9 protein-coding genes are annotated in these 14349 nt (G+C 60.1%); all 9 read left to right on the forward strand.

The window, feature by feature from the left end; all coding sequences use genetic code 11:
• Window positions 1-373 precede the first annotated feature (373 nt).
• The 9 genes from FJ398_04545 to FJ398_04585 all read left to right on the forward strand — a co-directional run bounded on the left by FJ398_04545 (window position 374) and on the right by FJ398_04585 (window position 14339).
• Window positions 374-3673, forward strand: a complete 3300-nt coding sequence (locus FJ398_04545; GenBank protein ID MBM3837225.1) for a hypothetical protein — start codon at window positions 374-376, stop codon at window positions 3671-3673.
• Window positions 3674-4195: 522 nt separating this feature from the next.
• Window positions 4196-5740, forward strand: coding sequence for a CRTAC1 family protein (locus FJ398_04550; GenBank protein ID MBM3837226.1), 1545 nt, complete (start codon window positions 4196-4198; stop codon window positions 5738-5740).
• A gap of 376 nt (window positions 5741-6116) precedes the next feature.
• A complete protein-coding gene (gene dgoD, locus FJ398_04555) occupies window positions 6117-7367 on the forward strand; it encodes a galactonate dehydratase (GenBank protein MBM3837227.1) in 1251 nt (416 codons plus the stop codon).
• Window positions 7368-7370: 3 nt separating this feature from the next.
• Complete coding sequence (locus FJ398_04560; GenBank protein MBM3837228.1) at window positions 7371-8504, forward strand: ABC transporter permease; 1134 nt, start codon at window positions 7371-7373, stop codon at window positions 8502-8504.
• A 512-nt stretch (window positions 8505-9016) separates the two neighbouring features.
• Window positions 9017-10375, forward strand: coding sequence for an efflux RND transporter periplasmic adaptor subunit (locus tag FJ398_04565; GenBank protein ID MBM3837229.1), 1359 nt, complete (start codon window positions 9017-9019; stop codon window positions 10373-10375).
• 178 nt (window positions 10376-10553) lie between these two features.
• The gene (locus FJ398_04570) at window positions 10554-11222 is read left to right on the forward strand and encodes an ABC transporter ATP-binding protein (GenBank protein MBM3837230.1); all 669 of its coding nucleotides are present in this window, start codon (window positions 10554-10556) and stop codon (window positions 11220-11222) included.
• Window positions 11179-11541, forward strand: coding sequence for a hypothetical protein (locus tag FJ398_04575; protein ID MBM3837231.1), 363 nt, complete (start codon window positions 11179-11181; stop codon window positions 11539-11541). Before FJ398_04570 ends, FJ398_04575 begins: the two co-directional genes overlap by 44 nt.
• A 276-nt stretch (window positions 11542-11817) precedes the next feature.
• Window positions 11818-13047, forward strand: coding sequence for an FtsX-like permease family protein (locus FJ398_04580; protein ID MBM3837232.1), 1230 nt, complete (start codon window positions 11818-11820; stop codon window positions 13045-13047).
• An 86-nt stretch (window positions 13048-13133) separates the two neighbouring features.
• A complete protein-coding gene (locus FJ398_04585) occupies window positions 13134-14339 on the forward strand; it encodes an FtsX-like permease family protein (protein MBM3837233.1) in 1206 nt (401 codons plus the stop codon).
• Window positions 14340-14349: the final 10 nt, after the last annotated feature.

A 14349-nucleotide genomic window follows, 5' to 3' on the forward strand; every position in this document is an offset into this window, starting at 1 on the left:
TGCCCAAAAACGGCTCTGGCACTACACTCGCAAGGAAGGAACGCACAATCGTTACTTCGCCACCCCTGCCGAGTTGTGTGCCAGTCTGTTCACCACTTTGAAGGATATCCAGCGGCACCCGGAAAAATCCAAGGCCTATTGGAGCCATTTCTTTAATTATCGCTATGTAGCTTTATGTATGCGCTTCTGTGTAGCCTCAGCGCCGAGTTGGACCGCGGACCTTGCGGATTAGACAGTCGTTGAAGAGGCGGGCGAGATGGCCCTTGATTCAGTGTTGGAGGCATCGCCGACCGAAGCGATAAAGTTCCCTCTTCGGCCTTTGTGCCCATTCGCCACTTCCGCGTTTGCAGGTGGACTTTAACTGCCAACGCTTGTGAGCGCACTCGAAACGGGCTTCTACGTCACGGGCGGCACTTTGCGCCACGACTCCCCGTCTTATGTCGAGCGCCAGGCGGACAAGGATCTCCTCGACGGTTTGCTCAAAGGGGAATTCTGCTACGTGCTCACGTCGCGCCAGATGGGCAAATCCTCGCTCATGGTGCGCACGGCGACGAAACTGCGCGAAAAGAGAATTCACGTCGTCGCGCTCGATTTGACCGCCATCGGACAGAATCTCACGTCGGAACAGTGGTATGACGGATTGATCCTGAGAATGGGCGGGCAACTCCGGCTCGAAGATGAGTTGGAGGATTTCTGGTACGACCACCTCCGGCTCAGCCCGGTGCAGCGGTTCTTCAGCGCTCTTCGGGAGGTCGTCTTGCCGCAGACACGCGCCTCCCTCGTGATCTTTGTCGATGAGCTGGATTTCGTGCGCAGTTTGCCGTTTTCCACGGATGAATTCTTCGCCGCGGTTCGGGAGTGTTACAACCGGCGCACCGAGGATGCCGAGTTCAGTCGCCTCACGTTCTGTCTGCTCGGCGTGGCCACGCCGTCGGATCTCATTCGCGACACCCGCACAACGCCTTTCAATATTGGCCGGCGGATCGAATTGACTGACTTCACGCCGGCCGAGGCCGAGCCGCTGGCGAGAGGTTTAGCCGGATCGAATGCCGCGCTGGACGCCAGCCAGTCGAAACACCTGCTGGCACGAATTCTCTACTGCACCGGCGGCCATCCGTATTTGACCCAGCGGCTTTGCCAGGCCGCAGCCGAAGAGAACTCGAAACCGGACGCGCCAACCGCGGCCGCCGATCGCTTCATCGATTCCCTTTGTGAAGCGCTTTTCTTCAGCAACCGCGCGCGAGAGCGGGATGACAACTTGATTTTCGTGCGCGAACGGCTTCTCCGCAGCGAGGTGGATCGGGCGAGCTTGCTGGACCTCTACCTGAAAGTGCGGCGCGGCAAACTGGTTCCGGACGATGAAACCAATGCGCTCGTCAGCGTCCTCCGGCTGTCCGGCATCGTGAAAGCCGAACGCGGCCTGGTGCAGGAACGGAACCGCATCTATCATGAGGTGTTCGACCGCGATTGGGTCCGGGCGCACATGCCGGATGCGGAATTGCGGCGGCAAGAGGCGGCCTTTCGCCGGGGCGTGCTGCGCACAACAGCGATCGCGGTGGTCGTGGTCGCGGTGATGACTCTGATGGTGGTGACTGCGATGAAGAATGCCACGGTGGCGCGAAAGGCCCTGGCCCAATCCTATTTTTCCCAGGCTCGCGCCTGGCGCACGACGGGCGTCGCCGGCCAACGGTATGAAAGCCTGGAAGCGCTGCGACAGGCACGGCGGGATTATCCGGATGAAGCCGCGTTGCGGGACGAAGCGATTGCGTGCCTGGCGTTAACAGATTTGAAGCCGGCCCGACTTGGCTCATTCGCTTTGAACCGAACTAAAGTCGTCGCCCTCAGCCCTGACTCAAGGACGGCGGCAGAAGTCGAGGGGGATGAGACCCTCGCCATGCGCGACGTGAAGACTGGCGACGTCTTGAGTGTTCTTCCGGGCCCGGGCAGGCAAGTTCACCAAGTTCAGTTTAGTCCGGCGGATACAATTCTCGCCGTGGCGGGCCGGCGTGGCTCCGAGGAGCGCCTGGAGGTTTGGAATTGGCGGGCGAATCGACTCTTATTCACCGCCGCGCACGGAGTTCACGCGCGAGCGATTGATTTCAGCCCGGACGGCAGCAAGCTGGCCGTGGGGCTGCGCCGCGGGTCGATTCTGGTCTATGCCCTGCCGTCGGGAGCGCTGATTCAGGAGCGGGAACTTCGGTTGCCATCCCGGTTTCCGCGCGCGCCTCAGGTGATCCGCTTTGATCCGTCGGGGAAGCTGATCGCCGAATCCTGTTTGGACGATCTCAATGTTCAGATCTGGAACGTGGAGAGCGGCGAATGCGTTGCGAAGTTTTACCATCCCGACCTGGCCTACGATTTGTCGTGGCACCCTCGCGGAGAGTTTCTCGCCGTCGCTTGCGGTGATTCCTCAGTCTATCTGTGGAAGCCAAACCAACCCGAATCCGCCCGGAAGATCCTGACCGGACATGAGGGCCCCGTAGTGAGCGTGGCCTTCAACCGTCGCGGCGGCCTGCTCGCGTCGCTGAGCCAGGACGAAACCGTCAGATTGTGGAACCCCGCGATAGACCGGCACTTGATCCATCGCCTGCCAGGAGAGATTCCAGAGCGCCTCTGGTTTGGGCGGGATGACGGGCTTTTGGTCGCCGCGCGCTTCGGTTCGACCAACGCCCAGGTGTGGGAAGTCCTGGGAGAAGAGTACCGCGTGTTGCGCGGGTCCAGCGGCCAGGTGGATCATTTCAGAGCGATTGATTTCAGCCCGGATGGCCGGCTCCTTATCGGAGTCACCGGAGAACAAGCTACGATTTGGAATGCATCCTCCGGAAGTGAGTTTCCCGCGCTGCAATTGACCAACGCTCAGGTGGGCTTTTTTGCCGGCGACGGCAACGATCTGGTCGTGAGCACGCAATCGGGGCTATTCGGATTTCCGGTGGGCCGCGCCGTCTCGCATCCGACGTTGGCGATGAATCCTGGCACGCCCCGCAAGTTCGCGCAGATTCCTGAAGAGCTGGGGACGTTCGTGTTGACGTCGGACCGGAGGACCGCGGCGATCGTTCATCAAGCGGAAGTACTAATCGGACCGTTGGATCACCCGGCAAGTATTCGAGAGCTGGAACTCGGCCAGCACTACCAACGGTTGGCGATTCATCCGGACAAGCTCTGGCTGGCCGCCACAACCCGTGAGGCGTGGGCGCTCGATCTCTGGGATCTCTCGAAAACTCCTGTAATTCGTCCGCAAGCCCCGATTCCAACGAGTGAATTTTTTGCTTTCAGCCCTGATGGAAGGTGGCTGGTGATTTGTCGGGACGGTGAATTCCAGTTCTATCGCGTTGGGGACTGGAAGAAGGCGGCGTTTTCCATTTCCCGAAAGACCGGGTCGAGTCATCACGCGCCGATTGCCTTCACGAAGAACGGCGCCATCGCAGCTCTGGCTTACTCCAGGCACACGATTCAATTGCATCAGTTGCCTCTAGGCGACTCGCTGCAACCGAGACTGCTCGCGACTCTGGAGAGCCCGGACCGGAGTGCGTTGGAAATACTGGTGTTCAGCCCTGACGACACGCAGTTGGCGGCTGCGACCAAGGACCAGACGGTTCAGGTGTGGAGTCTGCGTTTGATCCGAGAGGGCCTGGCCGCACTGAATCTGGCGCGCGATTGGCCGGCGTATCCATGAGAATTCGGCATGTGTCAACTCAGTTACTGCTTGGTCCGCGGGATGGACGACAAAGCTCGTAGCGCAGAGTTGCACTCTGCCCTATCGCAGAATTGTATTCTGCGGGGCGTCTCCCAGTCCGAGCACGCTGGGACTTGCCGGCGAGCTGCCGATTGGAAATCGGCGATACAGCAGATTGAAAATCTGCGCTGCGGTTCTCCGGTCGATCTGTCGTCAATCCCACGGTCTGCACAGTAAGGTGGGGCGAGGCCGGGCGAGGCCCCCGCCGAGCCAATGCCATCGAAGAAAAGCTCCGCGGGAGCGTCGTTCCACCGTCGTTATCATAACTGAGGGGACACCCACGGCTGATTCAAGAATCTCGCGAAAGGAGCGCGGGCAGCCGGCCCGCCCGCCTCTCTCGAAATCTTCACGCAACCCGCGCGGGCAAGCTGACCGCGCTCCTTCTTGCATCCTCCGTCAGATTCCCCTACCGTGCGCCCAGAACCACCAAAAGTGCGATTTTCAACCATTGACCTGCCACCCATGCCGTTGCGCGTTCACCGTCCTTCTCTTGAAAAGGCGATACGACGGGGTTCCCTCGCGTCCCATTTGTTGACTGCGCTCGGCCAGTTCTCGGCACTTCTTCTCATCCTGGGCTGCCTCCTCGCCACTTCCGTTCCGCTTCTTGGCGCGGAGGAGCTTTCCAATCACGCCATCACGTTGAATCTCCTGGAGAGCCGGAGAAAACAGCAAGTCGCCGCCGCCCAGAAATATCAGGCGTTCCACGGTTTCAAGTTCACCGATCGAATCTCGGAAAGCGGGATCACTTTTGCCGACCAGATCGTGGACGACGCTGGCAAAGAATACAAAGCCGCCCATTACGATCATGGAAACGGCCTGGCGGTCGCCGACGTGGATGGCGATGGTATGGTGGACATCTATTTCACGACACAATTGGGCGCCAACCAGCTTTGGCGGAACCTGGGAGGCGGCAAATTCCAGGACGTCTCGAAGGAGATGAATCTGCGCGACGGCAGTTGGAGCGGCGACGCCACATTTGCCGATCTGAACCAGGACCGATTCCCCGACCTCTACGTGGTGAACATGCAAGGGGACAATCATTACTACGAAAACCAGGGCGACAAAGGCTTCATCGACAAGACGGCGGCCTATTTCCCGAAGACCCCCTGGGGCGCAATGGGCGTGAAGTTCTTCGACTTCAATCAGGACGGCCTGATGGACGTTTACATCACCGACATGCACTCCGATATGACCAAAGGCCAAACCGTCGAGGCGCTCAATTTTCGGATCGAGATGGAGAAAACCAAGAGCGAGGCCTTCTGCTCCGTCCAGTGGACCGAGGCCTATCTGCAAGGCTCCACGAACAACATCTTTGGCAACGCCTTCTACCAAAACCTGGGCGGCGGGAAGTTCGCCGAGGTTTCCGACCGGCTGGGCGTCGAAACGTACTGGCCTTGGGGCGTGAGCGTCGGCGACTTGAACGCCGATGGCTTCGAGGACATCTTCGTGGCCTCCGGCATGGGCTATCCCTTTCGCTATGGCATCAACCCCGTGCTCATGAACGAAGGCGGGAAAGGGTTCTTCGGCAGCGAGTTTTTGGTCGGCGTGGAACCGCGCGGCGACCGGCGGACGGAGAAACCCTGGTTCACGCTGGACTGCGATGGCGCGGACAAACAGCACCCGGAATGCGCCGGCAAATCTGGCAAGACCGTCATCACCGGCACGTTGAGCACACGCTCTTCAGCTTTCTTCGACCTCGACAACGACGGCGATCTGGACGTCGTCACCAACGAATTCAACGACCGCCCCCAACTGCTCGTCAGCAATCTGACCGAGGCCAAGCGCGTTCGCTCGCTCAAGATCAAGCTCAAGGGCGTCCGATCCAACCGCGACGGATTGGGGGCGACCGTGATCGTCCGCGCCGGCGGCAAACGGTTGACGCAGTTCCACGACGGGAAATCGGGTTACCTGTCGCAAAGCTCGATGCCGCTCTACTTCGGCCTGGGAGAGGCAACGGGCGTGGAGTCCGTGGAAGTCTTGTGGCCTTCGGGAAAAAACAGACGGTGACAAAGGACATCCCGATAGATCGCACCCTGATCATCACGGAGCCCGCTGAATGAGGCGAGGAGGACCGCAGGGCAGAATTCTTCGTCTCGTAGCGCAGATTTGTAATAATTTGTAATCTGCCGTATCGCGGAATTGCATTCCGCAGGGGCTGGACAAGTTCCAGGGGCTCTGGAACTCGCCGAAGCGCCGCCGATTGCAAATCGGCGATACGGCAGACTTCAAGTCTGCGCTACCAAGAATTCTGACCGGCGCTCGGCGGCGACCTGCGGCTGAGAATTATTTTGCGGCGGATGGGCCAGCGCGGATACTTTTCCGCCGTGCACACCGTAACTCATCGCAAGACAGTCGCGCTGTCCGCAAACGAAGGAAAATGCTTATGTCCAAATCCAAATTGAATCGACCGCTCTCGCGAAGAGCTTTGCTCCGCGGAATGACGGCTTCCGCCGGCCTCGCCGCTATGCCATGGGACGCGGACGCCGCAGCGGCGGCCGCCAGCAACGCGCCCATTTCGCCCAAGGACAAAATCAAAGTCACCAAACTCGAAACGCTCTTCGTCAAACCGCGCTGGCTGTTCCTGAAGATTCACACGGACGCCGGGATCGTCGGCCTGGGCGAACCGATCCTCGAAGGCCGGGCGAAGACTTGCGCCACAGCGGTGGAAGAAGTCGCGCCGTATCTCGTCGGAAAAGATCCGCGGCGCGTGGCGCATCATTGGCAGGCGATTTACCGGCACGCGTTTTACCGCGGCGGTCCGATCCTCACGAGCGTGCTCAGCGGCATCGACCAGGCGCTCTGGGACATCAAAGGCAAGGCGCTTGGCGTCCCCATCTATGAATTGCTCGGCGGCCCGACGCGCGATCGCGTCCGCGTCTATGCGCATTCCCGGAGTCCGGAAGACATGAAGCAGAAGGTCAAACAAGGCTTCCGCGCGTTCAAGACCGGGCCCGCCACGCGGCGGCCGGCGCGAATCGTCGAAACGCCCGCGGCCATCGGTTACGCCGCCGAACGTTTCGCCGCGCTGCGCGAAGCCGGCGGGCCGGACGTGGATATCGGCATCGATTTCCATGGCGCGGTTCCGCCCGCGACCGCGAAGCTCTTGATCAAAGCGCTCGAACCGTATCAACCGATGTTCATCGAAGAACCGGTCCAATGTCAGAACGTCGATGTCATGGCGGAGATCGCGCGCGGCACGCACTTGCCCATCGCCACGGGCGAACGCATTTTCACGAAATGGGGTTTCCGGGAAATCCTGGAGAAAAAAGCGGCGGTGATTCTGCAGCCGGACCTTTGCCACGCCGGCGGCATTACGGAAGTGCGCTTGATCGCCGGAATGGCGGAAGCCTATTACGCCGCGATCGCGCCGCACAATCCCCTCGGCCCAATTTCACTCGCGGCGGGAATTCAAATGGCGGCGTCGATTCCAAATTTTCTTTGCCAGGAACAGGTTTCTCTGGGCGACGGCTACATCAAAAAGCCGTTCAAAGTGGAGAATGGCTACATCCCACTCCCCGACGGCCCCGGCCTCGGCGTCGAGCTGGACGAGAAGGCGCTGGCCGATAAAATCGATCACGACTGGCGCAACCGCGAGTCCTACGACGCGGATGACGGTTCGGTCGTGGATTGGTAGCAAATGACTTCGCCGAGTAGCAGCGCGGCCCGCTCGGCCCGGCGCGATTTCCAATTCCAGGAAGCAGGCCTTCTGCTAGTGATTCTGCTGCTCGGCGCCTTGCTGACGGTTTTTGGAGGGACGGTCAAGATGCCGCTTTTCGAGACCGCGCCTGACGGCACGCGGCAGCGCGTCTTTGTAAGCAACCCGAGCGGCGAGCGCGAGCCGGCCATGGTGGAGCGAAACAAATTCCTCAACCCGCAAAACCTCGCCCAACTCGCCAAGGACACCAGCTTCATCGCCATTATGGCGGTCGGCGCGACTTTCGTGATTATCTCAGGCGGGATCGATCTTTCCGTGGGCGCGACCTACGCGCTGGCTTCGGTTCTGGGCGCTTTGGTTTTTCAGGTATTCGGTCCAACGGGCTCCCAGGCGTTGGCTTCTGGGTGGATCAGTGTTCCGCTGGGTTTGCTGGCGTGCGTGGGGTGCGCATCGGTGTGCGGGCTGAGCAACGGCGCAATGATCGTCGCGCTCAAGGTTCATCCGTTCATCATTACGCTGGGCACGATGGCGATTTTTCGCGGGATCGCGTTCGTGATTACCCAAGGCCAATCCGTGGGCAGTTTTCCGGCGGCGTTTCGCGATCTGGTGCGCTGGGAGATTGGCAACGGCCTTAGCCTGATGCCGCTGACGGTGATGGTTTTGATTCTGGTGTTGGGTTGGATTTATTTGTCGAAACTGGCGGCGGGCCGGCGCGTTTATGCGATTGGCGGCAACGAACTCGCCAGCCGCTTCAGCGGCATTCGCGTCGAGCGGGTGAAACTGAGCGTGTACGTGTATTCGGGCCTGACGGCGGGAATCGCCGCGCTGCTGTCCATCGGTTACTATGGCGCGGCCACGTCGGGCGACGGCCAGGGCTACGAACTGAATGTGATCGCGGCGGCGGTGGTGGGCGGCGCGAGCCTGTCTGGCGGGAAAGGCTCGGCGCTGGGCGCGGTGTTGGGGGCGCTGCTGATCCAGATGATCAGCAGCGGCATCGTGATTCTGGGGATCGACCAGAATTACAGCCAGATCATCATTGGCGCGGTTGTCATTCTGGCGGTCGTGCTGGACCAGATCAACACCTGGCTGGCCAAGCGGCGGCTGGCGCACGGCTGATTCAAGAATCTAGCAGCCTGCCCGCCTTTCTTGAGATCTTCAGACCACGCGGGCAAGCTGCCCGCGCTCCTGCTTGCGGCTGACGAGAGCGGATACTCCAGCTCGGCGGGTACCTCGCTCCACCGGCGCGTGACCTGTGGGCGTGGCGATGGTCTAACGAAAGTGAATTTGCACTTGCACCTTCCACACTTTTCAGTGCCTCCAATCTTTGAACACAGCAATTCCCAGCTTGAATTCGGTGGGGCGAGCCTGTCCCAGCGAGCCGCCCCCAACGTGTTCCGAATACGTCGGACACGGCTCGCCGAGACGGACTCGCCCTACCAAGGAAACGTTCGTAGTCATGGAACCAGTCCTAATGAGGATTGCTGCTTTGAACAAAATTCCACTTACACGCGTCAGACCGCCCAGGCACTATGACCGACGGATCGTCACTTGGTAGTCCATTTCATCAATAAATGGACCGCTTCGTCTGAAACTATCAACACCCTGGCCGTGTCATCCCTAAAATGCTGATGCCGAATCCCAAGACCAGAAAACGAAAGCAAGTCATGGCCTTCTCCGCCATCGGTGTGATCGCGGTCTCCGTGGCCGTCACCATCTTTATCCGAAAGCGGGAGAAGCCCATCAACGTGCAAACCGACACCGTGGCGCGGCGCAACATCACGGAGTTGGTCGTCGCCAATGGCCGGATTCATCCGGTCCTCCAGGTGAAAATCAGCCCGGAGGTGAGCGGCGAAATCATCGAGTTGCCGGTCAAGGAAGGGCAGCAAGTGAAGAAAGGCGACTTGCTCTTGCGCATCAAACCGGATTTCTACGTCGCGAACGTCAACCAGGCGGAAGCCAGCTACCGTTCCTCCGTCGCAGACAAAGGCACGTCCGAGGCGAACCTGGTCAAGGCCGAGGCCGAGTTCAAGCGGAACGAGGAGTTGTTCGGGCGGAAGCTGATTTCCGAGTCGGTGTTTTTCGACGTGAAAGCCGCTTACGAAATCGCCAAAGCGTCCCAGCAAAGCGCCACGCACCGCGTTGAAATGTCCAATGCCATGCTCGCGCGCGCCAGGGAAGAGCTGGCCAAAACCACCATCCGCTCTCCGCTCACGGGCACGGTCAGCAAGTTGAACTCGGAGTTGGGCGAGCGCGTCGTGGGCACGGCCCAGATGGCCGGCACGGAGGTCATGATCGTCGCGGACCTCAATGAAATGGAGGCGCGCGTGGACGTCGGCGAGATCGATGTGCCGCTCATCGCTTACGGACAGAAAGCGCGGCTGGAAGTCGATGCGTTCAAGGACCGCAAGTTCGGCGGCATTGTCACTGAGATTGCCAACTCCTCCAAAGGCATGGGGCTTCCGGGTATGGGCGGGGGCGGGCAACAGCAAGAAGGCACGCGGTTCGAAGTCAAAGTTCGCATCCAGGACAAAGAAGTGTTTCGTCCGGGCATGTCCGTGACGGCGGAAATCGAGACACGGTCGCGCACGAACGTGTTGGCCGTGCCGATCCAAAGTGTCGCGGTGCGGCTGCCGAAAGAATCCAAGAACGGCCCAAATCCCGGCGGGAAAAACGAAAGCAATCCATCGGAGGCGCACGCGGCGACCACGACTTCTTCAACCACCAATTCGCCGGCAAAACCCGGCGCGAACAAGAAGCCCGGCGAACCGCCTAAACCGATCGAAGTGGTGTTCGCCGTGGACGGCGACCGCGTCAAGATGGTGCCGGTGAAACTGGGCATCAGCGACGACTCCTACCTGGAAATCACCGAGGGCCTCGTCGAGGGCCGGGAAGTCGTGTCCGGCGGCCACAAAGCCGTGAGCCGCGAGCTTGAAGACGGGAAGAAAATCAAGAAAGGCGCGCCGGGTGACGACAAGGGGAAGGAGTAGAAGTGAGGAAGAACTGCGAAGCAGTTGGAGTGTTGGAGTATTGGAGCGCTGGAGTGTTGCAGCCTCTCCATTACTCCATTACTCCATTGCTCCACCACTCCATCACCCCACCACTCCATCACTCCACATCCCGTTCGTGAGCCTCATTCACATCGAAAACATTTCCCGGCGTTACCAGATGGGGGAGGAGGTCATTCACGCCTTGCGCGACGTCTCTCTGACCATTGAGCGCGGCGAGTATGTCGCGATCATGGGACCGTCCGGGTCGGGAAAATCCACCTTGATGAACCTGCTCGGCTGTCTCGACACGCCGAGTTCTGGCCGGTACGAGTTGAACGGCGTGAATGTCAGCGAAATGGATGACAATCAGCTCGCCGAGATTCGAAATCGCGAAATCGGATTCGTCTTCCAGACGTTCAACCTCTTGCCGCGCTCCAATGCGCTGCACAATGTGGAATTGCCGCTCATCTACGCCGGAATTTCCACGGACGAACGGAGACGAGGCGCGCTGGAAGCCCTGAGCCAGGTCGGTTTATCCGACCGCATTCATCACAAACCGAACGAACTGTCCGGCGGCCAGCGCCAGCGCGTCGCCATCGCCCGCGCCTTGGTGACCAATCCGTCCATCATCCTGGCCGACGAGCCGACGGGGAATCTGGACTCCAAAACCGGCGCGGAGATCATGACGCTCTTTGAGGAACTCTCAACCAAGGGCAACACCATCATCGTCGTGACCCATGAAGAACAGGTCGCGCAGCACGCGGAGCGCATCATCCGCATCCGGGACGGATTGATTGCGAGCGATGAGAAAGTGGCCAAGGCGTCGCTCGCGCCTGCTGCATCGTGAAATCGCTGCAAATCAGACCAAGAAGGCTTCGCATGAACCAGACGGTAGGGCGAGCCTGTCCCCAGCGAGTCGAGCTGGACGTGTTCCACGCACGTCAAGCGGCTCGCCGGGACGGACTCGCCCTACCGGGTTCATGGGGCGAGAGCATGGTAACCAGACCAAGAAGGCTTCGCATGAACCAGACGGTAGGGCGAGCCTGTCCCCAGCGAGCCGGTCTGGACGTGTTCCACGCACGTCAAGCGGCTCGCCGGGACGGACTCGCCCTACCGGGTTCATGGGGCGAGAGCATGGTAACCAGACCAAGGCAGGCTTCGCATGAGCCTGATGGTAGGGCGAGCCTGTCCCCAGCGAGCCGGTCTGGACGTGTTCCACGCACGTCGAGCAGCTCGCCGGGACGGACTCGCTCTACCGGGTTCATGGGCCGAGTGCATGGTTCTGAAACCAAGGAAACTTCCCACGAGCTACCCTGGGTAAAGCCAACGAGAAGGAACCAACCCCAAAGGGGTTGTGCCTCTCCGATTGGCCAAAGACGCAACCCCGTTGGGGTTGAGCCCGTGTTCCCCCTATTCCCCAGGTTACGTTTCACGTTTTACGCATGCACCTAATCATTGAAACCCTTGAAGGCATGCGCATCGCGCTGGCCGCGATCTGGGCGAACAAACTTCGCTCCGGCCTCGCCACGCTCGGGATCGTCATCGGCATTGTCACGGTAACGTTGATGGGCACCGCGATCGAGGGGTTGAACCGCTCCTTCCTCAATACCGTTTCGACGATTGGCGCGGACGTTCTGTACGTCCAGCGCTTCTCCTGGTTCATCGATTCCTGGGAGGAATGGCTCAAGGCGGAGAAGCGGCAGCGCATCACGCTGGCCCAGGTCAAAGCCGTCGAGAAACACATGCGAATGGCTCAGGCCATCGCCCCCTTTGTGGAAACGCGCCGGCCCGTGAAATACAAAAACCGCCGCTCCGACAGCGTCACCGTCATCGGCACGACCGATCAGTTCCTGTTCACCAAGGGCGTTTCGATCATGGACGGACGCTTCCTGACCGCGCCGGAGGCTGAGGGCGGCCGGCCCGTTTGCGTCCTGGGCGCCACCGCGGCGACGAATTTATTTTTGCTCGAACCGCCGGTCGGAAACCGAATCCGGCTTGGCCAGCAGCTTTTTGAAGTGGTCGGCGTCATGGAAAAGCAGGGGGATTTCTTCGGCGACTTCAGCGTCGATAACGCCGTGATCATTCCGCTCCAGCAGTTCATTGCGTCGTTCTGGCATTATCCGGATTTCACAATTCAGGTGAAGGTGCTGGAAATGGCGCGCCTCGAAGATGCTAGAGAGGAATTGCGCGGAATCATGCGCCGCGTTCGCCGCATCGCGCCTGGAGCAGAGGACGATTTCTCCATCGACCAGCAAGAAATGTTTCTCAGCATGTTCAAACGCGTCTCGCGCACGATTGCGTCCGTGGGCTTGTTCATCACGGGCCTGTCGCTGTTCGTGGGCGGGATCGGCATCATGAACATCATGTTCGTTTCCGTGGCCGAGCGCACGCGAGAGATCGGTATTCGCAAGGCCATTGGCGCCAAACGCCGCGCGATCCTGACCCAGTTCCTGATCGAGGCGGCCAGCATTTGCGTCCTGGGCGGAATTCTGGCTCTGTCCATCGCTTATCCCGTGACGCTGCTGCTCAAGAAACACCTGGGCGGCGTCATGTCGCCCACCGTGGTGGGGATCGCGCTCGCCGTGGCCGCTCTGACGGGAATCGTCTCCGGTTTCTTTCCGGCCTGGCGCGCAGCCCGGCTGAATCCCGTGGATGCGCTCCGGAACGAGTAACCTTTGCTCCTTTGGAATCTGAAATCTCAAATCTGAAATCTCCCTGGGGCGGCCTGTTCCGCGCGGAACTGAAAGAGAGTTTCTGCATGGCGATGAGCGCCATTGCCGCCCACAAACTGCGCTCCGCCTTGACGCTGCTTGGCGTGCTGGTCGGTGTTTTCTCAATCATCGTCGTGATGACCGCCATGCGCGTGTTGCAGTCGAACATCGAGGCCGAGTTGAGCCAGCTCGGGAGCAACACATTTCAAATTCGCAAATGGCCCGGCGCATTCTTCGGCGTGGCCGATTTCGAGAAATACTGGCGGCGCAGAAACATCACGCTCCAGCAAGGCCTGCAAGTTCAGGAACACGCGACACTGGCCCTGAACGTTGGGCTGGAAAGTTACTTCTGGGGTGGCGTGGCTCTGTCACGGTTCGACAAAACACCGCCCAGCACGCGTTTGTTGGGCGAAACACCGGGCAGCTTTCCGGCGCGAAACTGGACCGTCGCTGAAGGCAGAGCCATCATGGAATCCGACGTTGAGAGCGCGCGCGATGTGTGCGTGTTGGGCGCCGGGCTGGCCAAAATTCTCTTTCCGTTCGGCTCGGCCGTCGGTGACCGCGTCAAGTTCACCGGCATCAACTACAGCGTCGTCGGCGTCCTGGAATCGCGCGGCCAGATGCTCGGCGGCGATCAAGATAACTTCGCGGTGATCCCCGTCTCCACGGGCCTGAACCGCTATGGGCGCACCTGGCGAAGCCTGTCAATTCTGGTCCAGGCGCGCGACCAGGCGAGTTATGACGACACGATCGAGCAGGTCCGGGGCATCTTGCGGGCGGTTCGCAAAGTCGCTCCGGGCAAGGAAGACGACTTCGAGATTTTCTCCAACGATTCGCTGATCGCGCAATTCAAGCGGTTCACCTTCACCGTGCGATTGGGCGTGACGGTGATCAGCTCCATTGCGCTTCTGGCGGCGGGCGTCGGCATCATGAACATCATGCTGGTGTCCGTGACCGAGCGCACGCGCGAGATTGGCATCCGCCGCGCGGTTGGCGCTAAAAAGCGGAACATCATGAGCCAGTTCATCCTGGAGGCAATCGTGCTCTGCCAGGTCGGCGGGTTGATCGGGGTCGTGTTTGGCATCATCGGCGGCAATGCGGCGGCGTATTTCCTGGAAGTCACGCCGGTCATCCCGGTGGATTGGATCATTTACGGGTTGCTGATCTGTTTGGTCGTCGGCGTCGTCTTTGGAACTTACCCGGCCGTCAAGGCGGCGAACCTGGACCCGATCGAGTCGCTGCGGTATGAGTGAATCGTGATGC

Source organism: Verrucomicrobiota bacterium (genome assembly GCA_016871535.1).
GTDB lineage: Bacteria > Verrucomicrobiota > Verrucomicrobiia > Limisphaerales > SIBE01 > VHCZ01.